Genomic DNA, 25,093 nt, shown 5'->3' with positions numbered 1-25,093 from the left:
TTTCTGAGGTTGGAAAAGAATTGTTAGAAGGAGGGGGAACGAAGTGGCTAAATAAGGAGTCTATAAGGTATAAGGGGTGTGGAAATCGATGAATAAATTTCGAAAAGTGATTGTTGTTTTGAGCTGCTTCATTGGTCTGATTGTTCTCATTGCTTTGCTCTCACAATTTTCTTGGTTTCCCAAAGCAGTTAAAGTACAATCTCCGGAACAGGTTGCGCCGGCAGCGGAGCTAGATAAGGCCAAGGTAAGTCCACTTTTTCAAAGTGGCAGCTATCATTTGCAAGGTGAGAAAGGAAAGATCGGCCTCCTGAGTCCAGGTGGTTATAAGGTCAATACGCCTAACAAGTATATGTGGCACATATGGAAGCAAGGCGAGCCTCTGACAGGGAAGAAGTTCCGCGTTGAAGCAGTTAGTGCTGCGACCGGAGAGAAACGGCAGGTTCTACTGCAGGATAATGCTCTAGTCGGGGAAATGAATTGGCCGGGAACGGCACCGATGAATGGGGCTGATGCGGGTTTCCCCACGCTGATGAGGTTTGATGACGCGGGGGTGTGGCGTTTGGATGCTTTTATAGATGAAAGAGCAGTCGGCAGTATCACGGTGGAAGTGAAGTAGAAAAAGACGGTAACGAGTAAACGTTCTCCACACTAACAACAACCAGACCTTGTTCTGGAGGATGACTTTAGCTACAATGAGAGCAAAGCGTCATTTTAACATTACGAAGACTGGAAGGTGCCCTCATGGAAGCGGATAAAAAGAAGCTGGCCTTAAATATAGTAAGTTCCAAAGTGAACCATAAAGGATTCGGTGCCGGAGCGATCGATCTAAGCAACGTATCTGGTGTCATTATTGACGGAGATGAAGCCTACCTGGACGAAGGTACACTTCATGCCAAAAGTAAGATCGAAAAAGGCATTAAATTCTCAATAAACAAAGAAGATGTGCCTAATGGCCGTAAAGCTTGGATCGTTTGGGTGGCAGTAGACCGTACGGAAGAAGGAGCTTACTACGCTGGTATGACAGCTTGCGAAATGTTGATTGACACAGAAGCTCGCAGAGGGTGGAAAATTCTAGCCGAGCATGTGAACAAGATGGATGCTGCAATGAAGCGTAAATTCATCTTCGACGGCTTGGATGACAAGGAGCGGGCGCTGCTCAAAAATCAGCTGATCGCACACAACGAGGAATGGTGGAATCGCTCGGATCAAGCATTGAGAGATGCACTTTCATAAGCGATTACACGCATAAATCGAGATTATGAACATTATGTGTCATCCATTGTTACGTTTGGGTGAACCGAGTATACTAGACCCTAGTGTATGTTACCTCATATACTAGGACAGCAAAAAGGCAGACTAAGACGCGCTTAGTTCTGCCTTTTTGTGTAGATAAGAAAGTATAGGTTTTATACTTTTGCTTCGCATCTACCTTGACAAACGCGCTCGTCCCAGAAGGACGACGGAGTCGTTTATCCTTGGTTCTCTGGAAACAGGTGGATTAGTCGTTCCACCAGCGTTTGATATCATTCCACCAAGAGCCGTTTTGACCTTTGGGGGTGCCCTTTGGATCATCGTTCGAAGCTGGCTTCGCAGGTTTGCCTGTGCAGAACGTTGTCGGCTCCGTGCCAACCAGGAAAGCCTCCATATGTGAGTTCGGACAGTCCTCATTGGACAGCTTACCGCTCACCGGATCAATATAGACACTGGTTACCCCTTCAGGAATCGGGAACAACTTTGGCGGTATCGCCTCTAACGTTTGTTCCGTGAATTCTGCGAAAATGGGAGAAGCCAAATGAGACTCAACAGTGGAAATATCCCTACTCTTATCATAGCCGACCCATACAGCAGTTGCGAGCTCCGGTGTGAAGCCAACCAGCCACGCATCGGTGTCGGTCGTACCGGTTTTGCCGGCTATCGGACGCTTAATCGTACTGGCTACGCGGTTACCGGTTCCGCCCTCTTCGAACACGCTCTCCATCAGATTCGTCATTACATATGCGACAGCAGGATCAAGTACAGGCTCCACTTTGGGGCTCGCTTCATATAAGATTTGACCGTTCGCATCCTCAATACGCACAATCGCTGTCGTCTCCTGATGAACGCCTTGATTCGCAATTGTACCGAACGCTGACGCCATTTCGAGAGGGCTTACGGGGAAGGACCCCAGAGCCAGTGACGGCAGCGGCTTCATCGGAGATGCAATGCCCAGCTTGCGGGCCAGTTCGATAACCTTCGCAGGACCGACATCCAGAATCGTATGCACCGCATAGATGTTGTCCGACTTCGAAATCGCCTGCCGCATATCAATATTTACATTGGCATACTGATCATTGAAGTTTCTGGGTGTGTACCGTTGACGGCCTTCATCGTAGGTGAATACCGTCGGCTCACTTTTTACCTGCGTCACAGGTGTATAACCATTTTGCAGAGCGACCATATAAACAATGGGTTTAAAAGAGGACCCCGGCTGTCTCGTATTCGAGAGTGCACGGTTGAACTGATTCTCGGAATAGTCGCGACCGCCGACCATCGCTTTAATTTCTCCCGTCCTTGGATCGATTGCCACGAGAGCGGCTTGAAGGTCTGTTTTACCCGTCAGTTGTTTCGTAATCACGCTCTCGGCAATCTGCTGAGCATTTTTATCCAGTGTTGTGAAGATACGAATGCCGCCCTGATCGAACTGTTCCTCCGATATGCCCAGCTTATCCGTTGCCAGTGCGCGCACATAATCCCGGAAGTAGGGGGCTGCGGCGGGCTTCTTCTTCGTAAGCGGCTGAATCGTCAGCTTCTCTTTGCCTGCGGCGTCAGCGGCGCTTTGTGTAATGAAGCCACTTCGCACCATCGTCTGCAGCACCACTTTTTGCCGATCCATCGCATTCTTCAGATCATAATACGGCGAGTAGTAGCGTGGACCTTTGGGGACACCAGCGATCATCGCGCTTTCCGCCAACGTTAATTCACTGGCATGCTTGCCGAAGAAAAGCTCGGAAGCCGTTTCAATCCCATACGTCGAATGACCGTAATAGATCTGATTCAAATAATTCGTTAGAATTTCATCCTTCGTCAACTGCATTTCCATTTGGACAGCGAACACGGTTTCTTTGATTTTACGCGACCAAGTCCGATCATGATTTAAATATAAATTCCGAGCTAATTGCTGTGTTATCGTTCCTGCACCTTGCACCTTAGCCATGGCTTGTACATTGACAACAGCGGCCCTGGCAACGGCCTTCACATCCACGCCAAAATGATCATAGAAATGCTGATCCTCCACAGCGAGCGTCGCTTTAATGAGATAAGGCGATATTTCGTCCAGTGAGACGACTTGTCGATTCTGCCCGGAATAAAAGGTGTCGATCAGTTCGCCATGTGTATCGTACATTTGTGAAGTTTGCAGCATTTTGGTGACAGGCAGTGTTTGAGCACGCAAATAGACGAGACAGCCAGCGGCCACGATGAGGAGCAGAACGCAGGAAGTGAATAGGAATGAGAACATTTTCTTGATACGGCGCATCCAACGCATAGACGCAGGTACCTCTTTCTCCCTAGGTGCTTGTGGTGTGCCTGTGGATGGCTGACGATGGTTCTCGTTCTCGGACATCTCTTCTTACCTCCTTTCTCCATGCTCTAAGGCATTACTATCCAGTATGGAAAAGCATGGCAGTCCGTATTCAACGAATTGTAAATATTTTTTATTAAATGTCCAAAAAACCTAGGAAAATATTGCATTTTGGGGGTAATGAACTATAATACAATTTGTGCGTATGAGGGTGACTGGAAATTACAACACTGCTTCGCATGACTTTTCCAACTGGTGGAACACTGTTAGAGACAACGAATGTCAGGATTTATTCATCCAAATATAGCAGCGAAAGAAGGTATAAACATGGAACTGTGGTACACAGAGAAACAAACCGATAGCTTCGGCATTACAGCAAAAGTAAAAGAGACATACGTTAGAGAACAAACGGACTTCCAAGACCTTTCGATGATCGAAACCGAAGAATGGGGAACAATGCTTACCCTGGACGGTATGGTTATGACAACGGTAAGAGACGAATTCGTCTATCATGAAATGGTAGCGCACCCGGCGCTAGTTACCCACCCGAACCCAGAGTACGTGCTTGTAGTAGGCGGCGGCGACGGCGGAGTAATCCGTGAAATCATGAAGCACCCGAAAGTGAAAAAGGCAGTTCTTGTTGATATCGACGGCAAAGTAATTGAGTACTCCAAAAAGTACCTGCCAACCATTGCCGGCGAACTGGACAACCCACGTGTAGAAGTTATTGTTAACGATGGCTACATGCACATTCACGATCACAAAAACACCTACGACGTTATCATGGTCGATTCCACTGAACCTGTTGGTCCAGCTGTTGAGCTGTTCTCCAAAGGCTTCTACCAAGGTATCTTTGATGCGTTAAAAGAAGACGGTATCTTCGTTGCACAAACGGATAACCCTTGGTTCAAAGCAGACCTGATCCAAACGGTTAACCGGGATGTCAAAGAAATCTTCCCAATCGTACGTGTTTACAGCGCGAACATTCCTACGTACCCAAGCGGTCTCTGGACCTTCACAATGGGCAGCAAAAAGCACGATCCACTGCAAGTTGAGGAATCAGCAATCCCAGAATTCCCAACGAAGTACTACACACCACGCCTACATAGTGCGGCATTTGTACTGCCTAAATTTGTTGAAGATTTAATTAAGTAAGACTCCATTAACGTCAACATAGTAAAGTCGTCAGCTAATCTCGATATTTAGAGGAGCTGACGGCTTTTTTTGGAATAAACTTCATAATAACTTTAGAATACTGTCATACCGTTGTCAGTCAATCCAAGATATACTAGAAACAAATAACAGTAGGACAGGATGAAGAATCACCTAATGGGAATCCAGCCAATCCTGTACCACCCATGGAGGTAATAGTGATGTTTGCTACGGTAGAAAGTTTTATTAAAGAATATCAGCAAGAATCCGCTACGACGCAACAACTGCTTGATGCCTTAACGGATGAATCTCTGCAGCAGCCTCAAGCCGAAGGCTATAGAACGCTTGGGTTTATAGCGTGGCACTTGGTTCACAATGATAAGGGTATGCTGCATATGGCTGGTTTGAAGTTTGAAGCGCCATCTGCGTCCAGCGAACCACCATCACATGCCGCTGCGATTGCGGACGCCTACCGAGCTACTTCACAAGGGATTATCGAAGCAGTTCGCACACAACTTACTGACGCAAAGCTGCAAGAAGTTGTTCATATGTTCGGTATGCAGTGGACGATCAGCGAGACGTTGTACAACTACGTTAAGCATGAGATTCACCACCGCGGCCAGCTGACGATACTTATGCGCCAAGCGGGTGTGCCTGTCATTGGGGCATATGGTCCAGCGAAGGAGCAATGGGCAAACGTAGGAATGCCGATTCCTGCTTTTTAAAAGTGCAGATAAAATTGAATAGGTAGAGATGGGAAGCCTTTAAATCCGCTTTACAGTGGATAGGGGCTTCTTTTCGTTAACGATGACAACGAACTAATCTCTTCCGTACATTGAATTCGGCGAACCTTTCATATAAACTAATACCTAACTTGCCTTATCTGACATAAGGTGCAAACAGGTATTGCAGAATAGGAGAATGACGGACCATGACGGCTAAGCAACGTGTGCGGATCCGAATTGAAAGTCGAAGCGGGAGCGAGACAACCGTGCAGAAAGCGCGAGGGGATCTTTATCGTAAAGGCAATCACACGTACATCCGCTATGAAGAAGAGCCTAACGAGCTTGGACGAACAGTGACGCTCATTAAGCTGGAAGACAATCAGATACGAATCGTCCGCCAAGGAGATGTGCAAGCAGAGCAAACATTTCTACCCGGAGAGAAGAGGATTGGCTTTTATCAAACACCTCAAGGTAGATTGGAACTCGAAATCGAGACACATGAGCTAACCTCGGAAGCCGTACATGGCATCGGTATCACAAGGTGGAGCTATGATTTATATGCATCAGGCACTCATGCGGGAACATACAGGATCAAGTTGTTAATTCAGGAGGAGTAAGACGAATGGATGTACTAAACGAAGTTAAAGCCATTGTTAAACAAGCCATTATTGAAGCAGTTACAGCTGCAGGTATTGTGGACGCGGCGCAAATACCGGAGATTATTCTAGAAGTCCCGAAAGAGAAGACGCATGGGGATTTCGCAACGAATATCGCGATGCAGCTTACCCGAATTGCTAAGCAGAACCCAAGACAAATTGCCGAGCAAATTATCGCTAGCCTGCAAAAGGATAAAGCCAATATCGCAGAAGCGGAAATTGCGGGTCCTGGTTTTATTAATTTTAAAATGAACAAAGTGTACCTATACCCGGTTATTGAAAATGTTCAAAAACTAGGTGATCGGTACGGTGCGACGAACGTCGGTCAAGGGCTTAAAGTGCAAGTGGAATTCGTAAGCGCGAATCCAACGGGTTCTTTGCATCTGGGACATGCTCGTGGAGCGGCAGTGGGGGACGTGCTGTGCAACGTGCTTGATCTGGCTGGATATGACGTATCCCGAGAGTATTACATCAATGATGCTGGTAACCAAGTGGTCAATTTGGCCAAATCGATCGAAGCCCGCTATCTGCAGGCACTCGGACAAGAAGCAGAGATGCCGGAAGACGGGTACTTCGGTGAAGATATCAAAGGCTTTGCCGCGGATCTTGCAGCGGAAGAAGGGGATCGCCTTCTCAGCTTGCCAGAAGATGAGCGTCGTGCTTATTTCCGTACCTATGGACTCAAAAAAGAACTCGACAAAATCAAACGCGATTTGGGCCGCTTCGGTGTTCATTTCGACAATTGGTTCTCCGAAACATCGATTTATGAAGATAACCTCATTCCACCCGTTCTCCAAGAGCTGCGGGATAATGGACACATATATGAAGAAGAAGGCGCGACTTGGTTAAATACAACACCACTGGGTGACGACAAGAATCGCGTTCTGATTAAGAATGACGGGTCCTTTACTTACCTTACTCCCGATATTGCCTACCATCGCAATAAATTTGGGCGCGGCTTTGAGCGTTTGATAAATATTTGGGGCGCGGATCATCATGGCTACATTCCACGGATGAAAGCAGCTATGACAGCGCTTGGTTTTGAATCGGATCGACTCGTTGTATTAATTGCCCAAATGGTGAGCCTTTTCCAAAATGGGGAAAAGGTGAAAATGTCCAAACGGACTGGCAAAGCAGTTACGATGGAGGATCTTATGGACGAAGTCGGCGTAGACCCGATTCGTTATTTCTTCGCGATGCGCAGCATGGACTCGCATTTGGACTTTGACATGGACTTGGCGGTTTCTCAGTCTAATGAGAACCCTGTGTTCTATGTGCAGTACGCACATGCGCGGATTTGCAGCATCTTCCGTCAAGCCGAAGAGCAGAACATCCAGGTGCTGCCGCTGGAGCAGGTAGACCTTAGCCAGCTTACGTCGGAAGCTGAGTTCGACTTGCTGCGCAAGATGGGCGAGCTTCCGGAGGAAATCGCCATTGCGGCCGATCAATATGCGCCGCATCGGCTTATCCGCTATGTCTATGAACTGGCAAGCCAGTTCCATAGCTATTACAGAGGCCACTATGTCATCACGGATGACGCGGCCTTGACCCAGGCACGCCTCGCCTTGCTCGGCGCGCTTCGCATTACCTTAGCCAACACGCTTCGCGTGGTTGGCGTATCCGCCCCAGAGCGGATGTAGCATCTGCTCCACAAAACCGAAGGGACGATCCCCATGTCTACGTAGACATGAGAGATCGTCCCTTTTTTTGTTAATACCAGAAGTATAAGTCATGGTGGACTTAACTTGTGGTGTATCTACTTTGACAAACGTTTCGCACCACGAAGACGGTTATCCTGCCATTTTAGAGTGTGAGCACTTCACAGTGTAATGCAACCCCTAGCGCATTTTTTCTAATTTGTTAGGCCCCTTATTCCTGGCATGCGAGTGGGATTGTTGTAAAACGTACAACAATTTCCCTATTATTTTGCTCCAAACGGAGAAATGTTGTATTCCGTGCAACAAAATAGCAGTATTTCATCCAAAGTGGCCATTTCTGGGCGAAAATGTTGTATTTTGTGCAATATTCGCAGGAATATCGGAGATTAACCTGACTAAAGTTGTACTTTGTACAACTTCTACACCAACCGCCGAAAGCGCCGGCGGGTTCCGCCTATAACTCTTGCTTCCGCACTTGCTCTCGCACTTGCTTCCGCACTTGCTCCGCACTTGCTCTCGCACTTGCTCTCGCACTTGCTCCGCACTTGCTCCGCACTTGCTTCCGCACTTGCTTCCGCACTTGCTCCGCTCTTGCTTCCGCACTTGCTCTCGCACTTGCTCCGCACTTGCTTCCGCACTTGCTTCCGCACTTGCTCTCGCACTTGCTCCGCACTTGCTCCGCTCTTGCTTCCGCACTTGCTCTCGCACTTGCTCCGTTCTTGCTTCCGCACTTGCTCCGCTCTTGCTTCCGCACTTGCTCTCGCACTTGCTCCGCTCTTGCTTCCGCACTTGCCCTTCGCCCCTGCTCCAACCACAGCCCAAGCATCCACCCGCCTCAGCCCTGCCGCGCCGCCCGGATCGCCCGCCGTGCGTTCAAATACCCGGGCTTCCAACGCGTAGTCTCTCGCTTGTTAAGGCCAACCGCGCAGCGGCGCAGCGCGCTTTTAATCTGCAGCGGCGACATCGGCTTGATCGATAACATCAAGGCGATGACGCCGCTGACATGGGCAGTGGCCATTGAAGTGCCACTTAGCTCGTTGTATTTGCCGTTAAGCCAGGACGAGTAGACCCGTTCGCCTGGTGCGTAGATATCAATTTGCTTCCCTCGGTTGCTGAAGGGAGCGATTTTGCCTAACCGAGTTGTAGCTCCAACGGAGACGACCTGGGGGAAACGGGCGGGGTAATCGACCGATTTCTTTTTGCCGTCATTGCCGGATGAAGCTACGATGACTTTACCTCTGTAATACGCGTTCATGACAGCTTGCTCGAGAGAACGGTTGTATGATTTCATACCGAAACTCATATTGATAATATCGAGGTCGTTATGAACACACCAATCGATACCGGCAATAATGTCCGAGACATAAGCGCTTCCAGCATGGTCAAATGCTTTTACCGGATGAATGATGGCTCTTGGAGCGACACCGACAATCCCTGAATGACGGCCAGCTGCCGCGATAGTTCCGGCGATATGTGTGCCATGTCCATTGTCATCATAGGGCAGCATGCTGCGGTTTAATAAATTGATGCCCCGTGATATCGAATTTCGTAAGTCAGGATGATTGTAATCAATTCCGGTATCGATGACCCCGATCCGAATATTCTGACCTACCGATTTGTTCCAGACTTCAGGCGCGCCTACTTGATCGATACCCCAAGGTATCGTGTGAGAGCCCGATAAATGGCTGGATCGTCTGGAGGTCATTTTGTTGCCCATCGCTTGGTGAACGGTTATTTTGGTATCCTCTACGATGTTCGGCACACCGGAGATACCTCTGAGCTTAGTATCGGGACGAAGCGTGCAGGAGAAGGCGTGAATGATACTTAGATCGCGGACCTTGGCAAGGTTTACGAACTGAGACTTCATCCGTTTCAGTGCTGATTTGCATGCGTAGTAGTCCTTAGCCGACGAGAAATGGATGAGATGCTTCTTGCCAGAATGCTTGGTGAGACCGATTTCCTCATGAAGCAAATGAAGAAAGGTGGCTATATCCATCGTGCCATCCCCCCATGACAGCTTAGAATCGAATCTCCCCTATCATATGTACAGGTCACCCCGTATGACCGTGTCATTGTCTCTACAGAAATAAATGGGTGCGAAGCCGTGTCAGATGCGTAGGTTTTACATAGGATAAATAGAGAGGCGCGGGCAGGAGTGTCTCTTTCTCAGGTAGTGGAAACGGCTGTGATTCATTCACACCGCTTCCTTAGGATACAGTCGCAAGCGGAGGGGGACCTTCGCTTGTATTCATTTTAGGGGATCGCTTTCTTCCCTGCGAAGGGGTGTATAAGGCATCTGCTCTAGAGGATTCTAAGTTGAAACGAAAGTATAAATTTAACTCTTGCTCCGCATCAAACTTGACAAACAAGTCCATACTCAGGACGATGGAAATAGTTTATCATTAGGGATAGTTGCATTTTTAGAAAAAATAGGTTTTACTTAATGAAGATATTGGATAAGGTAGATAGAAGAACTGAAGAAGACGATCACGATCGAAAAGGATGTGCCTTAGATGAGTAGCGAATACACACTCAAAATCACCACAGAGCAAGCGCGCGAAATGCCCATGGTGGATTTGGCGTTTGAATTACTGAAGTCGGCGAATACGCCGTTTTACTATCGTGACCTGATGGCTGAAATTGCTAAAATAAAAGGGCTGTCCGAGCAGCATGTTATGCAAGTGATTGCCCAACTATATACGGAAATCAACATCGATGGACGTTTTGCTTGCGTGGGTACGAACCTATGGGGTTTGAAACGCTGGTATCCTGTCGAGAAATCAGACGACGCGGTTGGTAACGCGAAGCGTCCAAGAATCATTAACGACGAAGATGACGATCTGGATGAAGACATCTACGCTGAAGAAGAAGATACATACGCAGAGGAAGATGAGTACGATACATTTGGTACCGAAACCGAAGAGGAAGAGGCGGAAGAGGATACTGAATTCTTCGAAGATGAAGAGATCGAAGAGGATCTTGGTGAAGCGGGTATTGAAGAAACAGACGAAGATAGTGAAGACGATTTAGATGAGGATTCCGATGAGGAAGACGAAGAAGACGATTTGGATGAAGAGGCTGAAGACGACAAATAACTTGTCTTGACAGCCCCTATCTGTTCAGAGTAAACTATTGCATGGGCTTTAAAAGAATCTTAACATTTCGCTCAAGCGTTCAAAAAGTGCCCCGTCACTACGGGTGTCACTTTTTTTGTTTTTTTTAGTGTTTTTTTTGTGTTTTTTCACTTTATTTTCATGAAAAGCCTTATTTAGCAGAAGCTAATGCTTACAAAGTCATTCTTCTGGCAAAAGATAAGCTTATGCCTTACGACGTAAGTTTCTTATATTACAAAACCATACTAAAACTCTAGGAGGCGTACATAGTGACAAAATACATTTTCGTTACGGGAGGCGTAGTTTCATCCCTTGGCAAAGGAATTACAGCAGCGTCCTTAGGGAGATTGCTCAAAAACAGAGGTTTGAAAGTTACCATTCAAAAGTTTGACCCGTACATTAACGTGGATCCGGGGACTATGAGTCCTTACCAGCACGGTGAAGTGTTCGTAACCGACGATGGGGCAGAAACGGATTTGGACTTAGGTCATTATGAGCGTTTTATTGATATTAACCTTTCCAAAAGTTCCAACGTAACCTCAGGTAAAGTATACTCCTCCGTCATTACCAAAGAGCGCAGAGGCGAATATCTGGGTGGTACGGTACAAGTTATCCCGCACATTACGAATGAAATTAAGGATCGCGTCCTTCGTGCAGGCCGTGAAGCGCAATCTGACGTCGTTATTACAGAAATTGGCGGCACCGTGGGCGATATCGAGAGCTTGCCTTTCTTAGAAGCCATACGTCAAATGAAAAATGATATCGGCCGCGAGAATGTCATGTACATTCATGTTACGCTGATTCCTTATATTAAAGCGGCTGGTGAAGTGAAAACGAAACCTACACAGCATAGTGTAAAAGAACTACGTGGTCTAGGTATTCAGCCTCACGTTATCGTTTGCCGTACGGAGCATTCCCTAACGGAAGATATGAAACGTAAGTTAGCTTTATTCTGTGATATCGATCCTACAGCTGTTATTGAGTGTAAGGATGCAGAAACTTTATACGAAGTTCCGATGATGCTTCGCGAGCAAGGGCTTGACGATTATGTGGTTAATCACCTGAAACTACGGACAAACGAGCCGGACATGAAGGAATGGGAAAGCCTTGTTCGTAAAGTTAAATCATTGACGAAGAAGACGGAAATTGCGATCGTAGGGAAATACGTTGCACTGCATGACGCTTACCTAAGTATTGTTGAAGCACTAGGTCATGCCGGCATCGATAATGACTCCGAAATTAATATCCGTTGGGTGAATGCAGAAGAAATTTTTGAGCATAATGTCCATCAGCTTCTTTCAGGTGTTCAAGGTATTCTTGTACCTGGTGGATTCGGTGATCGCGGTATTGAAGGTAAAGTGGAAGCGATCCGCTATGCCCGTGAAAAGGAAATTCCGTTCTTTGGGATTTGTTTGGGTATGCAAGTTGCTGTCATTGAATATGCGCGTTCCGTTACAGGCTTGGATGGTGCGAACAGCTCCGAGATTAATCCTACAACAGCTTATCCGGTTATCGATCTACTGCCAGAGCAGAAGGATATCGAGAATTTAGGCGGTACAATGCGTCTTGGTTTATATCCTTGTAAGGTTGTTCCGGGCTCTCTTGCTGAACAGTGTTACAATGATGAGCTTATCTATGAGAGACATCGTCACCGGTATGAGTTTAACAATGAATACCGCGAATTGATTGAATCTGCTGGTTTGCGCATTTCCGGTACATCACCGGACGGTCGATTGGTTGAGATGGTCGAGCTTCCAGGGCACCCTTGGTTCCTTGCTGTTCAATTCCATCCGGAATTTACATCGCGTCCGAATCGTCCGCAGCCGCTTTTCCGTGAATTCGTGAAAGCCGCTCAATTGATCGCTCGTTAATTCATGATATAACGGTTGTCCCTCCAGATAACCAACTTATTTGTAAAACTTTTCAATTAGTTTTGTCCCTCAGAAGGAAATCGAAAATGAATAGCGAATAACTTTAGAAACATATACATGGGAGTTTGTTATTCGTTTTCGGGAGGGAAATAGGCTGATGAAGAAAAAGGTATTGATTGTCGACGATCAAAATGGAATTCGTGTACTACTTATGGAGGTATTCAGTAACGAAGGGTACGATACCTATCAGGCTTCGAATGGCAAGTTGGCCTTGGAAATCGTGAAAAATTCTTCGCCTGATCTAATACTACTGGATATGAAAATTCCTGGTATGGACGGTCTGGATATTTTGAAACATGTTAAAGCCATTGATGCATCGATCAAAGTCATTATGATGACAGCTTATGGCGAGCTCGATATGATTAAAGAAGCAACGGATTTGGGTGCGATTATGCACTTTACGAAGCCTTTTGATATTGATGAATTACGTATGGCGGTTAATATGCAGCTTAATAATGAATCAAGCAGTGGTTTTGCAGTGGGATCCTAGTCATAGGGTCTTTTTTGTTGCCAAAAAACGAGGGCTTGGTTATCATTTGAAAATTTATGTGCTATAATAACTCAGGTATGACAAAGAGCGGTATGCGCATCTACTATAGGTTCTAGGAGGAAGAGAAACATGGCATTGGTTTCAATGAATGAATTTTTACCTAAAGCAAAAGCGAACAAATTCGCGGTGGGTCAATTTAATATGAACAACCTTGAATTCGCTCAAGCGATTGTGGAAGCTGCAATCGAATTAAAATCCCCGTTCATTTATGGTGTTAGCGAAGGCGCACTGAAATATATGGGTATCGAGTTTACAGTAGCAATTGCTGAAGCTGCAGCTAAAAAATCCGGTCTGCCGATCGCTTTACACTTAGATCATGGCAGTTCCTTTGAAGTAGCAATGAAATGTATCCGTGCAGGATTCAGCTCCGTTATGTTCGATGGTTCCCACTATTCTTTCGAAGAAAACATTCGTTTGACGAAAGAAGTTGTAAAAGCAGCTCGTGCAATGGGCGTATCCGTTGAGGGTGAGCTTGGAACAATTGGCGGCGTTGAGGACGACATCTCTGTTGATGAAGAGCACGCTAACCTTGCAAAACCAGAAGAAGCTATCCGTTTCTACGAAGAAACAGGTGTTGACTGTCTGGCTATCGCTGTAGGTACTGCACATGGTATGTACGCAGGCGAGCCTAACATTCACTTTGATATTATCGAAGCGGTTTCCAAAGCGATTCCAGTTCCTGTTGTTCTTCACGGTGGATCCGGCGTTCCTGACGAAATGATTCGTAAATCTATCGCGGCAGGCGTTGGCAAAATCAACGTTAACACAGAGAACCAAGTGGCTTGTACAGAAAATATCCGCGCAGCTCTGGCTAAAGATGCTAAAATTTATGATCCTCGTAAATATCTCACCCCAGCACGTAACGCTATGATCGAAGTAGTAAAATCCAAAATTCAATTGTTCGGAAGCAGCAACCAAGCTTAATTCCAATTGTATAGACAGGGTAGGAAATGCAGTAAGGCACAGACGGAAGATAGACGAAAGAATGTCGTCCGTCTGTGTCATTACGAGCGTTTCCTTCTTCTATTTTTTTGCGCTTATGTTCTCTGAGAGAACCATAGCTATTTTAGTTTTGTAAATGGTCGCTTTTTTATATGGATTTATAAGAAATTATTAATTTTATACGCTCGTTCGCTTGATTTTTGACGATCGCTAGTCTTAAAGGACGCGGTGGAGTCGAATATCTTTGGTAGTAGTTTGTGTGGGGTTAGGTTGTATTGGTTGTTCTAATTGTTTTGATTTACTACTTAGTAAGTAGGCACCTGGTTTAGGGGGAGAATCATGTTGGAAAAATTAATGGTGGTCGGGGGACGTCCACTACGGGGAACAGTTCAAATTAGCGGGGCTAAGAATAGTGCAGTTGCGCTTATTCCGGCCGCTGTACTTGCTGAAACATCGGTTACTTTGGATAATCTGCCTCATCTGAGTGATGTGGCTATATATACAGAAATTTTGACGGATTTAGGGGCTACTATTGACTGGAACGAAGATCGGATGACGATCGACCCAAGTCGGATGAAATCACTTCCTATGCCGAATGGCAAAGTAAAGAAGCTTAGAGCATCCTACTATTTAATGGGAGCGCTGCTCGGAAGATTTGGAGAGGCGACGATTGGTCTGCCAGGTGGTTGTAACTTCGAACCGCGTCCGATTGATTTGCACATAAAAGGTTTTGAAGCTTTAGGTGCCGAGGTTAGCAATGAGAATGGTGCTTTAAAGATACGCGCCAAAGAGCTGCGCGGTGCCAAAATATACTTAGATATGGCGAGTGTTGGAGCGACTATTAACATCATGCTGGCCGCCTCACGCGCTAAGGGCGTTACGATTATCGAAAATGCGGCCAAAGAGCCTGAAATCATAGATGTGGCAACACTTTTGAACTCGATGGGTGCCAAAATTAAGGGCGCTGGAACAGAAACTATTCGTATCGAAGGCGTAACTGAGATGCATGGTTGCCGCCATTCCATTATTCCTGACCGTATCCAAGCAGGTACGTACATGATTGCTGCAGCGGCTACACGCGGCGATGTGACCGTCGACAATGTCATTCCTAAACATATGGAGGCTCTGACGGCAAAGCTTCAAGAAATGGGCGTTCATATTTATGAGATGGATGAGTCGATTCGTGTTGTGGGTCAGCCTGAATACGAAAGCGTCGACGTGAAAGCATTAATTTACCCAGGGTTTGCAACGGATCTACAATCTCCGATGGCGAGCTTACTTTGCCAAGCTAAAGGAGTTAGTATATTAACGGACCACGTTTATAGTAATCGTTTCAAGCATATTCCTGAGCTTGTGCGTATGGGAGCAAAGATGAAGGTCGAAGGACGCTCAGCCATTATTGAGGGTTCACAACTCAGTTCTGCCAAAGTGAGAGCAACGGACTTGAGAGCAGGAGCTTCTCTTGTGCTTGCGGGCCTTAGTGTAAGAACAGGTGGCATCACAGAAGTATCTGGGGTTGAGTTTATTGATCGTGGTTATGAGAACTTGGTATTCAACTTATCTTCACTGGGTGCTGAGGTTTGGCGCGAGAGCGAGGAATAAAGTACCAAGTAACAGGCAATGCTAGAATCCAATTGAAAATTTAATAGTTTGGTGGTTGAAACATGAGCATGCAGCTTGCTGAGCTTGAAGTACTCAAGCTTACTGAATTATATAAACTAGCTAAGAAACATCAGATCCAATACTACGGTACGCTGAAGAAAAAAGAACTCATCTTTGCAATTTTACGTGCACAAGCTGCTGAGAGTGGTCTAATGTTCATGCAAGGTGTTCTCGAGATCCTTCAGGAAGGCTTTGGATTCTTGCGTCCAATTAATTACCTTCCAAGCTCAGAGGACATTTATATTTCCGCTTCCCAGATTCGCAAATTTGATTTGCGGTCCGGGGACATTGTATCGGGCAAATGTCGTCCGCCCAAAGAGAATGAGCGCTATTTCGGACTTCTTCAAGTTGAAGCGGTGAACGGAGAGAAGCCGGAAACTGCTGCGGAACGACTTCATTTCCCAGCGTTGACACCTCTTTATCCAGACACTCGGATTACACTTGAAACTGAGCCTAACAAAGTTTCCATGCGAATTATGGATTTGCTTGCCCCTGTTGGATTAGGCCAACGCGGTCTGATTGTAGCGCCTCCTAAAGCTGGGAAAACATTGCTGCTGAAAGAAATAGCGAACAGCATCTCCACGAATTATCCAGAAATTGAACTCTTCGTTCTGCTTATCGATGAGCGTCCGGAGGAAGTTACCGATATGCAGCGTTCCGTTAAAGGCGAAGTAGTTGCTTCTACCTTCGATGAACTTCCAGAAAATCATATCAAAGTCGCTGAGCTAGTTCTAGAGCGTGCGATGCGTCTAGTTGAACATAAGAAAGATGTTGTCATTCTCATGGACAGTATTACCCGGTTGGCTAGAGCCTATAACCTTGTGGTTCCTGCTTCTGGCCGGACGTTAACGGGTGGTATAGACCCTGCTGCCTTTCATCGACCTAAACGTTTCTTCGGGGCCGCCCGTAATATTGAAGAAGGCGGCAGCTTAACAATTCTTGCTACTGCACTTGTAGAAACAGGCTCACGTATGGATGACGTCATTTATGAAGAGTTTAAAGGTACAGGTAATTTAGAGCTTCATCTGGATCGTAAAATGGCGGAACGCCGTATCTTCCCTGCGATTGATATTCGCAAGTCAGGTACTCGCCGCGAAGAAGCACTTCTGGGTAAAGATGAACTCGAGAAGGTATGGGCGCTTCGCAGAGGGATGAACGATTCGCATGAATATACAGAATCCTTCATTAAGAAGCTTGCTGATACGAAGACTAATCAAGAGTTTTTGGATTCTTTGGCTTCACCTTCGGCAGGATCTACAGGTGTTAACAAAGGTAAAGTCAAAAATTCAGCTTCCTAAGCTTCAAATAATAATCTGCTTCGCATCAATCATGACAAACACAGTCGTCCATAAGGACGACTTAGTCGTTTATCCGTGACGCACAAAGAGGAGTACCGTTATGAACTTGGTTTATTCGGATTTACAAGGAAACGTTTTTGATCATCCTGATTTCTTGGCACTTGGTCGAAACGCTGAAATGATAACAGAAATTTTGGAAGATGAGTTAATTCCTCTGCCTGAGGGATCAACATTAGTCAGTCTTCCGTTTACTCGTCCGGTAGGCATTGATGCCGCAACAGGCGATATGAAACTGGTTGAGGGAGATTATCACGCCGTTGGGGCCTTGCTCCCGCAAGGCTTCACTAGGCTTCTGCTCCCTGGCTATGTGAAATCAGACAAGTCTAAGGCGCTGCCCCTTTTCGGATATACGGCCGTCGTATGGAAAGATGACGGTTTCTATGTAGCCGCCCGATTGACAGATAATCCTTATTACTGGAATCCCGTTCATTGTGACCCGACTGAGCTTGAGGTAGAGGTCAAACGACTGGTTGCTAAGTATCCGGATAATCGGTTATATGCCCACTTGTCCAACTGTGCACTGGGTTATGAATGTCTGACTGCTTCGAATACGTTCCTGCAACGTTGGGAGGGTGCCGTTCCGGTTTCCTATTCCTGCAACGCGGGATGCTTCGGCTGTATTTCCGAACAACCAGATGAGAGTGGCTTCGTAGCACCGCAGACTCGTATGAACTTCAAGCCTAAGGTCGAAGAGATCACCCAGATCATGCTCGAGCATCTGCGGACGCCTGAGAGTATTATCTCCTTTGGACAGGGCTGTGAAGGGGAACCTAGCACGCAGGCTGTGATTATTATCGATGCCATCAAGCAAGTGCGTGAGCAAACGAAGATGGGCTTCATTAACATCAACACCAATGCAGGTCTCACGGATCATATCCGCGGCATTGTTGATGCTGGACTTGATCTCATGCGGGTTAGTACGATTAGCGCGCTGGATGATCACTATAACGCCTATTATAAGCCAAGAGCTTATACGCTCAAAAATGTTGAGAAGTCTCTCCGTTACGCCACGGATAAAGGAGTTATCACTTCGATCAACTATCTCGTATTCCCAGGTGTAACCGATCGAGAAGAAGAGATCGAAGCGATGATTGAATTCGTGCGAAGAACAGGACTAAAATTGATTCAATTGCGCAACCTGAATATTGATCCCGAGAGTTACCTTGGCATTATCCCCAAAGCAAGAGGTGAACTGCTTGGGATGAAGCAAATGATTGAGATTTTCGAGCAAGAACTTCCTGATGTGGTGCTGGGTTCCTACTCGCATACACCGAAGTTCTATACGAGTGACCGAACGGTCACTACGGTGCTCTAAAAGGAAGCCGTCTACAGTCTTTTTTCCATTGCATCAAGACTTCCGAATATGATACAATGCATAAGTACGTCCATTAACTCTGTTTCAGCAAATGATTCAGGGCGGAAAGAGGTGAACCATCATGAAAGCAGGTATTCATCCTACTTATCATGCAACCACAGTGACTTGCGCTTGTGGTAACGTGTTCGAAACGGGTTCTATTAAGCAAAATCTTCGTGTTGAGATTTGCTCTAATTGCCATCCTTTCTACACAGGTAAACAAAAGTTTATCGATGTAGGCGGCCGTGTCGACAAGTTCAAAAAGAAATACGGAATCTAATTGGCATCAATTACTTTGCTGCCAATCAGCATAAGACAACCTCCCTTGGTCATCCTAAGCTTAGGCTTAGAGTCCAATGGGAGGTGTTTTTATGTTTAAGGGTATGCTTAAGTTTGCGGGAGCTATCATGCTCATCATAAGTTTAATCGGCTGTGGCATTAATTCTGGTAATAAGAACCCGCCTCAGACCAATGATGCAAATTATAAAGCCCAGCATTACAAGCAAGACGGTTACCTAGGAATTACGAGTGTGAATCCGAACGACCCGCTTAACCCTACGTATCATCACTATGAGGATGATTCGAATTTAATGAAGGCTGTGCTTTCACAGCTGCAAGGTATTGAGAAAACCAATATCTCCATTAACGGACCGACCGCTAAAGTGAAAATAAAACCAAGACCATCTTTGACGCCAGCGCAAGTGGAGGAGCTTCGTTCACAAGCTCAAATGGCACTGAACACCAACATGCCGCGCTATAATGTAATCGTAAAAATGGTTCCCTAACAGGTAGATTTTCCCCTCGGTTGCTATTTGTAATTGAATCAGCTATACTAATTTTACCGTGCTAGATGGGGAGGTAGCGGTGCCCTGTAACTCGCAATCCGCTGTAGCGAGGTTGAATTCCTGTTAGCGGTACTGTGATGTGAGGTCTGGCTTTTACACGTGGTGTTGAGAGTCGGGTCCTTCGCAATGAATGCTCATGAACCCGGTCAGGTCTGGAAGGAAGCAGCCGTAAGTGAGATGTTTCATGTGCCGAGGGGTTGCCTGATTTGAGCCAACGGTAAGAGTTCGCTTGTATCACTTTATCAATAACAGGTGCACGGTTTTAATGATTTTATGTGAAATTTCATAATGACACCTAACAAAACGCCAGTAACTAGGGCGTTTTTTCTTTTTTTCAAGGGAAGGAAAATTCTTGCTCTAGAGAGAATGGTTATAACATGTAGATTCATGTAACGTTTGCGCATTTTGCGATTGAATAGAGAGAAAGTGAAGGTGTTGCTTAAATGTCCATTCATGACCCTCAAGATTACATGGTATCCATCGATGAAATGCGGAAGCTATTCAACCATAGCGTACAAACGGGTATGCTCGTTGTGGATGAGGATGGCAAAATCATTTTAGCAACAGATCAAGTTTTGAAATACTCGGGCTATTCAGCCGAGGAAATTACGTATATCTCATTCCCTCAACTTTTTAAAGTGAGGGCATCTTTGCGTGAGTTGTACGAATTTTATTTTAAGAACGATTCCAGTCCAGGGGAATGGCCCCATGGATTCCTAGTAGGCAAGAATGGTGAAACGATGTTTTATCAATTCTCGATGTTGAAGCTTATGCGCGGTGATAAATTTATGTATCTCTTGACTATGAAGCATCAGGATAGCTCGCAATTAAGCTTGCTGCAGCGGTTCTCGGACGCTTTTTTGAAAGATATTAATTTAGGTGTTTTATTGATAAGTGTGAATTTTACGCTTGTTGACGTCAGTGATCGAGCATGCCAGATTCTAGGAATGGATCGGGAGCATATTCTTAATAAGTCATTAGATGAGATCTTTGCTACGATTCCGAGTCAGCATAAGCTTGTCCAACGAACGATTCTGAATGGTGCTGTAGTCCGCAATCATGCGGTTTCATGGACGAATAATGAAGAGCGGTTTGAGTTGCTGTTGGATTCAAATGTCCTCAAAGATAATCAAGGTAACATTGTAGGGGCTTATGTCATCTTCAAGGATGTCACGAATATGCGCTCGCTGGAAGAAATGGTTCAAAGAAGTGATAGGCTTGCTATGATTGGACAAATTGCAGCTGGTACAGCTCATGAAATTCGTAATCCGCTAACTTCAATCAAAGGGTTTCTTCAGGTGCTTCGGCGCACTTTTGAAGTGAAAGGGATGGAGAGAGAGCAGAGTTTCACGGTAGTCATGCTGGAGGAAATCAATCGGATCAACGAGTTGGTAAACGAATTCTTGCTGCTAAGTAAGCCGAAGCATGTTTCATATGAGAGGATCGATGTGACTGAAGTGCTGCGAGGGATCTTGCCTATTATCAATAATGAAGCTATCTTGTACGATGTGAATCTTCAATATGAGGCCTCGTACCATTTGCCGGAAGTGATTGCTGATAAGGAGCTGCTCAAGCAGGTATTCTTAAATGTTTGTAAAAATGGCATCGAGGCTATGGTGGATGGAGGGGTTTTAACGATTTCAGAGAAAGTAGACACGGTGGAACGAAATGTCTGCATTGATATTCATGACACAGGTTCTGGCATACCGATGTTCGTGATTGACAAAATTTTTGATCCATTCTTCACAACCAAGGATACGGGTACTGGATTAGGCTTGTCGGTGTGCCAACGAATCATTCACGATATGGGGGGGGCGATACGTGTTTCTTCCAAGGGCTTTGGAACGACGTTTACGATATCGATTCCTTATACTTGATCGTCTATTTCATCCCTAGGTGCGTTATAGTATAATGGATTCAGTTATTCCATGCAGGGATTATTGGAGAGGAACACTATGGCACATATCGCTCTGTACCGAACGTGGAGGTCTCAGACGTTTCGTGAAGTTGTCGGTCAGAAACATATCACGCAGACGCTGCAGAATTCTTTGCGAGAAAATCGCCTTACTCATGCTTATTTGTTCAACGGACCTCGAGGAACAGGTAAGACCAGTACGGCCAAAATATTAGCCAAGGCAATCAATTGCTTAAACGGTCCGGCGGAAGAGCCGTGCAATGCTTGTTCAGCATGTGAACGAATCACAGAAGGTGCTGTCATGGACGTTGTCGAAATCGATGCTGCCTCCAATCGTGGTGTAGAAGAAATTCGGGATATTCGTGATAAAGTAAAGTATGCCCCTACAGAAGTAAGGCAGAAAGTGTACATCATTGATGAAGTGCACATGCTCACGACTGAAGCTTTTAATGCCCTTTTGAAGACGCTTGAGGAGCCTCCGGCGCATGTCATGTTTATTTTGGCAACAACGGAACCGCATAAGATACCGGCTACAATTATTTCCCGCTGTCAACGCTTTGACTTTCGGAGAGTTTCGATGGAAGATCAGGTTCTGCGGCTGCAATATATTTGTGATCAAGAGCAGATCTCGGTTAGCGAGGAAGCGCTCCATTATATAGCTAGACTATCGGATGGCGGGATGCGGGATGCACTCAGCCTGCTAGACCAGGCAGCGTCCTTTGCGACAGGTGAAGTTCAACTATCAGACATTTTGTCCATTACCGGTGGTGTCGCTTCCGATCAATTCAAGAAGCTTGTTCTTTACATCAAAGAGAAGAATCTTGGAGCTGCGCTTGAGCTCATTGATACTTTCATGCAGGAAGGTAAGAGCGCTGACAAATGTATTGAAAATTTGATTAATTACTTCCGTGATTTACTCATGGTTCGCATGGTGCCGAATTCACCTGTGATTACAGAACGTGTTTTTGATATGGGTGACCTAAGGGAAGTAGCGAATCACTTCTCACCGAGTGAAATGATGGCTATGATTGAGACGTTGAATCATTACCAAAGCGAAATGAAGTACTCTGTACAGCCTCAGACCCTGCTAGAAATATCGATTATGAAAATTAGCGGTGGTCACAGAGGAGCAGAGAGCAGTTCGACTGTCAGTATCCCGGCGGAAGTTGGAGGGCGTTTGCCTCAAGGTGATCTTTTTGCCCAAATGACCCGGAAACTTCAACAACTTGAAGAACAGATAGCTTCACTGGTAAAATCGGGAGTAACGGGTGCAGCAGCCGATTCCAATGCTAGGCAAGCAGCCTCTGCCAAAGTGCCGGTGGCCTCAGCCCCTTCGAAGAAATCGGGCATCAAGCTGGATGGTTACTTGAAAGCGGCGGAGGGTCCAGAAACTAAAGCTGCTCTCATGAAGTGGAGTCAAGTGTTAGGCGATGTCAAAGAAAAGAAGATTACCGTACATGCTTGGTTCGTTAATGGTGATCTGGTGTCTATGCTTGATGATGTCGTACTCGTGGCTTTCAAGAATGAGATGCATCGCAATACAACGGAAAAGCCAGAAAACAAAGTCATTATCGAGCAAGTGCTTACCTCGGTGCTTGGCAAGCCTATGCGTTTACTTACGATTATGCGTAAAGAATGGGACGATGCTAAGAATGACGCGGCTAGCAGCGCTCCAGAAGTGATGGAGCTAGTCGCTGATGGCGAAGGTAACGGAACTGCTTCCAAAGAAGAATGGATTTCGGAAGCGATCCAATTATTTGGGGAAGAGCTAGTGACAATTAAAGAAGACTAAATATGAAGGAGCTACCTGATATGAATAACATGAACCAAATGATGAAACAAGTGAAGAAAATGCAAGAACAAATGATGAAAGCCCAAGAAGAACTAGGTACGAAAATGATCGAAGGTACTGCAGGCGGCGGTGTTGTCACTTGTATCATCAACGGACACAAAAAAGTGCAAAGCATCACAATTAAGCCTGAAGCTGTTGATCCGGATGATGTTGAAATGCTGCAAGATCTCGTACTTACGGCAGTAAATGACGCAATGTCCAAAGCAGAAGAAATTGCTAACAAAGATATGGGCAAATTCACAGGCGGTATGAATATCCCTGGATTGTTCTAAGACAACCAAGTGTAACGATTCTGAATGATGAAGGAGTCTTCCTTTGTATTACCCCGAACCGATAGCCAAGTTAATCGATGCTTTCTCCCGTCTGCCGGGGGTAGGCCCCAAAACGGCAGGCCGCCTAGCTTTTCACGTCCTTCGCATGAAAGAAGAAGAAGTGATTGACTTCGCGAAGGCGCTTGTCAATGTGAAACGGAACCTTCACTACTGCTCCGTCTGTTGTAACATTACGGACGTTGATCCCTGCCGTATCTGTCAAGATAAGAGCAGGGACGGTTCCATCATTTGTGTCGTACAAGAACCTAAGGATCTGGTCGCCTTGGAACGTACCAAAGAATTCGAAGGGTATTATCATGTGCTGCATGGCGCGATTTCCCCGATGGAGGGGATTGGACCGGATCAAATTCATATTGCTGAATTACTCAAACGTTTGGGTGATGAAACGGTGCAGGAATTGATTCTGGCTACCAATCCGAATATTGAGGGAGAAGCTACTGCCATGTACTTGTCCAGGTTAATTAAACCTTTCGGTCTCCGGGTTACCCGTATCGCGCACGGACTGCCAGTGGGCGGAGATTTGGAATATGCCGATGAGGTGACTCTGACCAAAGCCATGGAAGGGCGCAGGGAATTATAAATACTGTATAATAATCAGGGAGCTGCAAAGCTCTCTTTTTTGTTGCCCAAAAAAGTATCTTAAAGTTCTAAAATCTCCGTTTCTCCCATATGGATAAATCAATCCGGTTATATGAGGAATGGAGGTTTGCTTGTGCGACCAGCTTTATTAGGAAAGTACGGGATGAAGAGCCCAAATACGAAAAGCGTTCAAGAAGAACTGAAAAGGGACAAGCAGATGCTGATCCAAGAGATTCGTTCGGCTCATGCGACTTGGGTGTCAGCTCAAGCGCACTTTGAGTTTGCTTTGGACAAGGATCAGATTGATTATGCCATCTATGCGATGGAAGCCGCAGAAAAAAGATTTGAAATGCTTATCAAACAAGCCAAAAAGCTAGGTGTAAGTCTAATTGACAGTGACCGGTTAATGGAGGTGAAGTAAGTGTATCTTAAATATGTTATATGGGGGGTACTCATATTCTCATCTCTCATGCTCGTATTCCTGATATTTCGTAGTCGCGGCGGAGGGAGGGTATTATCTGCACTGGGGTTGAATGTTGTTGTTGCAGCATTTCTCTTATATACATTGAACTTATTGAGTACTTATACACAATTTGAACTCCCTATAAATACGGTCACACTAGGGACGGTTACTGTTCTAGGGATACCTGGGGTCTTACTTCTTGTTGGTTTAAAGCTGACTTTGCTCTAGATGGAAGAACATTCAAATAAATCATGTGTTGACTCGGCTGCAGCATCTGTGGTATCTTATAAAAGTTGCCGCTGAGACATGCGGGAATAAAGAAGTAACTTAAGAAAAACAAGTTGCAAAAGAATTGTTAGTGTGTTATATTGGTCTTCCGGCTTTCGAAAGAAAGTAGGACGAACCATGCAATTGATCTTTGAAAACTGAACAACGAGTGAGTAAGCA

The 25,093-nt window shown here is 45.7% G+C and carries 24 protein-coding genes and 1 other RNA gene; 22 read left to right on the top strand and 3 right to left on the bottom strand.

Annotation, left to right across the window (positions count from 1 at the left end; all coding sequences use genetic code 11):
• The first annotated feature begins 88 nt into the window (after positions 1–88).
• Positions 89–616, top strand: a complete 528-nt coding sequence (locus GC102_RS32755; RefSeq protein WP_171693200.1) for a DUF4871 domain-containing protein — start codon at positions 89–91, stop codon at positions 614–616.
• A 125-nt stretch (positions 617–741) separates the two neighbouring features.
• Positions 742–1,233, top strand: coding sequence for a YwhD family protein (locus tag GC102_RS32750; RefSeq protein ID WP_171693199.1), 492 nt, complete (start codon positions 742–744; stop codon positions 1,231–1,233).
• A 265-nt stretch (positions 1,234–1,498) separates the two neighbouring features.
• Here the strand turns inward: GC102_RS32750 and GC102_RS32745 are convergent, their stop codons facing one another.
• A complete protein-coding gene (locus tag GC102_RS32745) occupies positions 1,499–3,601 on the bottom strand; it encodes a transglycosylase domain-containing protein (RefSeq protein WP_376769428.1) in 2,103 nt (700 codons plus the stop codon).
• Positions 3,602–3,886: 285 nt separating this feature from the next.
• On the opposite strand from GC102_RS32745, the gene speE reads away from it, so the two are divergent.
• The 4 genes from speE (at position 3,887) to argS (ending at position 7,732) form a co-directional block, all read left to right on the top strand.
• Positions 3,887–4,714 carry a polyamine aminopropyltransferase gene (gene speE, locus GC102_RS32740; RefSeq protein ID WP_171693198.1) on the top strand — a complete coding sequence of 276 codons (828 nt, stop codon included), beginning with the start codon at positions 3,887–3,889 and terminating at the stop codon, positions 4,712–4,714.
• Positions 4,715–4,932: 218 nt separating this feature from the next.
• Positions 4,933–5,436 (top strand): DinB family protein, encoded by a 504-nt coding sequence (locus GC102_RS32735; protein WP_171693197.1) that lies wholly within the window; start codon positions 4,933–4,935, stop codon positions 5,434–5,436.
• A 206-nt stretch (positions 5,437–5,642) separates the two neighbouring features.
• Entirely contained in the window at positions 5,643–6,053 is a 411-nt protein-coding gene (locus tag GC102_RS32730) for a YwiB family protein (protein WP_047682791.1), read from the top strand.
• 5 nt (positions 6,054–6,058) lie between these two features.
• The gene (gene argS / locus GC102_RS32725) at positions 6,059–7,732 is read left to right on the top strand and encodes an arginine--tRNA ligase (protein WP_171693196.1); all 1,674 of its coding nucleotides are present in this window, start codon (positions 6,059–6,061) and stop codon (positions 7,730–7,732) included.
• A gap of 437 nt (positions 7,733–8,169) precedes the next feature.
• Here argS and GC102_RS32720 read toward each other — a convergent pair whose 3' ends face one another.
• Complete coding sequence (locus GC102_RS32720) at positions 8,170–8,643, bottom strand: hypothetical protein (protein WP_171693195.1); 474 nt, start codon at positions 8,641–8,643, stop codon at positions 8,170–8,172.
• Positions 8,586–9,746, bottom strand: coding sequence for a S8 family peptidase (locus GC102_RS32715; protein ID WP_171693194.1), 1,161 nt, complete (start codon positions 9,744–9,746; stop codon positions 8,586–8,588). Before GC102_RS32715 ends, GC102_RS32720 begins: the two co-directional genes overlap by 58 nt.
• 517 nt (positions 9,747–10,263) lie before the next feature.
• Here GC102_RS32715 and rpoE point away from each other — a divergent pair.
• The 16 genes from rpoE to GC102_RS32635 all read left to right on the top strand — a co-directional run bounded on the left by rpoE (position 10,264) and on the right by GC102_RS32635 (position 24,874).
• Positions 10,264–10,845, top strand: a complete 582-nt coding sequence (rpoE, locus tag GC102_RS32710; RefSeq protein WP_171649669.1) for a DNA-directed RNA polymerase subunit delta — start codon at positions 10,264–10,266, stop codon at positions 10,843–10,845.
• 287 nt (positions 10,846–11,132) lie between these two features.
• Complete coding sequence (gene pyrG / locus GC102_RS32705; protein WP_171693193.1) at positions 11,133–12,734, top strand: CTP synthase; 1,602 nt, start codon at positions 11,133–11,135, stop codon at positions 12,732–12,734.
• Positions 12,735–12,891: 157 nt separating this feature from the next.
• Positions 12,892–13,284, top strand: coding sequence for a response regulator (locus GC102_RS32700; RefSeq protein WP_029197213.1), 393 nt, complete (start codon positions 12,892–12,894; stop codon positions 13,282–13,284).
• 129 nt (positions 13,285–13,413) lie between these two features.
• Positions 13,414–14,268, top strand: a complete 855-nt coding sequence (gene fba / locus GC102_RS32695) for a class II fructose-1,6-bisphosphate aldolase (protein ID WP_047685406.1) — start codon at positions 13,414–13,416, stop codon at positions 14,266–14,268.
• A gap of 360 nt (positions 14,269–14,628) precedes the next feature.
• Positions 14,629–15,888, top strand: coding sequence for a UDP-N-acetylglucosamine 1-carboxyvinyltransferase (gene murA, locus GC102_RS32690; RefSeq protein ID WP_057304515.1), 1,260 nt, complete (start codon positions 14,629–14,631; stop codon positions 15,886–15,888).
• Positions 15,889–15,950: 62 nt separating this feature from the next.
• Positions 15,951–17,246: a transcription termination factor Rho gene (gene rho, locus GC102_RS32685; protein WP_171649671.1), complete on the top strand. Its 1,296-nt coding sequence runs from the start codon at positions 15,951–15,953 to the stop codon at positions 17,244–17,246.
• Positions 17,247–17,346: 100 nt separating this feature from the next.
• On the top strand, positions 17,347–18,621 hold the full coding sequence (locus tag GC102_RS32680) for a radical SAM family protein (protein WP_171693192.1): 1,275 nt from the start codon (positions 17,347–17,349) through the stop codon (positions 18,619–18,621).
• 121 nt (positions 18,622–18,742) lie between these two features.
• Positions 18,743–18,940: a 50S ribosomal protein L31 gene (gene rpmE / locus GC102_RS32675; RefSeq protein ID WP_029197218.1), complete on the top strand. Its 198-nt coding sequence runs from the start codon at positions 18,743–18,745 to the stop codon at positions 18,938–18,940.
• Positions 18,941–19,031: 91 nt separating this feature from the next.
• Positions 19,032–19,445, top strand: a complete 414-nt coding sequence (locus GC102_RS32670; RefSeq protein ID WP_171693191.1) for a hypothetical protein — start codon at positions 19,032–19,034, stop codon at positions 19,443–19,445.
• A gap of 56 nt (positions 19,446–19,501) precedes the next feature.
• Positions 19,502–19,765: signal recognition particle sRNA large type (gene ffs / locus GC102_RS32665), an RNA gene on the top strand.
• A gap of 183 nt (positions 19,766–19,948) precedes the next feature.
• Positions 19,949–21,382: an ATP-binding protein gene (locus GC102_RS32660; RefSeq protein WP_312883441.1), complete on the top strand. Its 1,434-nt coding sequence runs from the start codon at positions 19,949–19,951 to the stop codon at positions 21,380–21,382.
• 78 nt (positions 21,383–21,460) lie between these two features.
• Positions 21,461–23,212, top strand: coding sequence for a DNA polymerase III subunit gamma/tau (gene dnaX / locus GC102_RS32655; protein WP_171693190.1), 1,752 nt, complete (start codon positions 21,461–21,463; stop codon positions 23,210–23,212).
• A 20-nt stretch (positions 23,213–23,232) separates the two neighbouring features.
• A complete protein-coding gene (locus GC102_RS32650) occupies positions 23,233–23,544 on the top strand; it encodes a YbaB/EbfC family nucleoid-associated protein (RefSeq protein WP_028555044.1) in 312 nt (103 codons plus the stop codon).
• Between the two features lie 43 nt (positions 23,545–23,587).
• On the top strand, positions 23,588–24,184 hold the full coding sequence (gene recR, locus GC102_RS32645) for a recombination mediator RecR (protein WP_047685391.1): 597 nt from the start codon (positions 23,588–23,590) through the stop codon (positions 24,182–24,184).
• A gap of 132 nt (positions 24,185–24,316) precedes the next feature.
• Positions 24,317–24,604, top strand: coding sequence for a DUF2508 family protein (locus GC102_RS32640; RefSeq protein WP_312883439.1), 288 nt, complete (start codon positions 24,317–24,319; stop codon positions 24,602–24,604).
• Positions 24,605–24,652: 48 nt separating this feature from the next.
• Entirely contained in the window at positions 24,653–24,874 is a 222-nt protein-coding gene (locus GC102_RS32635; RefSeq protein ID WP_171693254.1) for a pro-sigmaK processing inhibitor BofA family protein, read from the top strand.
• The last annotated feature ends 219 nt before the right edge of the window (positions 24,875–25,093 follow it).

This window comes from Paenibacillus germinis (assembly GCF_013141785.1).
Lineage (GTDB): Bacteria > Bacillota > Bacilli > Paenibacillales > NBRC-103111 > Paenibacillus_E > Paenibacillus_E phytorum.
This window is presented reverse-complemented; position numbering and strand designations above follow the sequence as displayed.

What these genes read in the sequence shown, in the direction of transcription:
- GC102_RS32715 (WP_171693194.1), bottom strand. Translation starts at nt 9,746, where the DNA reads ATGGATATAGCCACCTTTCTTCATTTGCTTCATGAGGAAATCGGTCTC.
- GC102_RS32745 (WP_376769428.1), bottom strand. Translation starts at nt 3,601, where the DNA reads ATGTCCGAGAACGAGAACCATCGTCAGCCATCCACAGGCACACCACAA.
- GC102_RS32755 (WP_171693200.1), top strand. Translation starts at nt 89, where the DNA reads ATGAATAAATTTCGAAAAGTGATTGTTGTTTTGAGCTGCTTCATTGGT.
- rho (WP_171649671.1), top strand. Translation starts at nt 15,951, where the DNA reads ATGAGCATGCAGCTTGCTGAGCTTGAAGTACTCAAGCTTACTGAATTA.
- GC102_RS32670 (WP_171693191.1), top strand. Translation starts at nt 19,032, where the DNA reads ATGTTTAAGGGTATGCTTAAGTTTGCGGGAGCTATCATGCTCATCATA.
- GC102_RS32700 (WP_029197213.1), top strand. Translation starts at nt 12,892, where the DNA reads ATGAAGAAAAAGGTATTGATTGTCGACGATCAAAATGGAATTCGTGTA.
- speE (WP_171693198.1), top strand. Translation starts at nt 3,887, where the DNA reads ATGGAACTGTGGTACACAGAGAAACAAACCGATAGCTTCGGCATTACA.
- rpmE (WP_029197218.1), top strand. Translation starts at nt 18,743, where the DNA reads ATGAAAGCAGGTATTCATCCTACTTATCATGCAACCACAGTGACTTGC.
- GC102_RS32680 (WP_171693192.1), top strand. Translation starts at nt 17,347, where the DNA reads ATGAACTTGGTTTATTCGGATTTACAAGGAAACGTTTTTGATCATCCT.
- GC102_RS32750 (WP_171693199.1), top strand. Translation starts at nt 742, where the DNA reads ATGGAAGCGGATAAAAAGAAGCTGGCCTTAAATATAGTAAGTTCCAAA.
- GC102_RS32635 (WP_171693254.1), top strand. Translation starts at nt 24,653, where the DNA reads ATGCTCGTATTCCTGATATTTCGTAGTCGCGGCGGAGGGAGGGTATTA.
- GC102_RS32730 (WP_047682791.1), top strand. Translation starts at nt 5,643, where the DNA reads ATGACGGCTAAGCAACGTGTGCGGATCCGAATTGAAAGTCGAAGCGGG.
- dnaX (WP_171693190.1), top strand. Translation starts at nt 21,461, where the DNA reads ATGGCACATATCGCTCTGTACCGAACGTGGAGGTCTCAGACGTTTCGT.
- GC102_RS32650 (WP_028555044.1), top strand. Translation starts at nt 23,233, where the DNA reads ATGAATAACATGAACCAAATGATGAAACAAGTGAAGAAAATGCAAGAA.
- GC102_RS32660 (WP_312883441.1), top strand. Translation starts at nt 19,949, where the DNA reads ATGTCCATTCATGACCCTCAAGATTACATGGTATCCATCGATGAAATG.
- GC102_RS32735 (WP_171693197.1), top strand. Translation starts at nt 4,933, where the DNA reads ATGTTTGCTACGGTAGAAAGTTTTATTAAAGAATATCAGCAAGAATCC.
- argS (WP_171693196.1), top strand. Translation starts at nt 6,059, where the DNA reads ATGGATGTACTAAACGAAGTTAAAGCCATTGTTAAACAAGCCATTATT.
- rpoE (WP_171649669.1), top strand. Translation starts at nt 10,264, where the DNA reads ATGAGTAGCGAATACACACTCAAAATCACCACAGAGCAAGCGCGCGAA.
- fba (WP_047685406.1), top strand. Translation starts at nt 13,414, where the DNA reads ATGGCATTGGTTTCAATGAATGAATTTTTACCTAAAGCAAAAGCGAAC.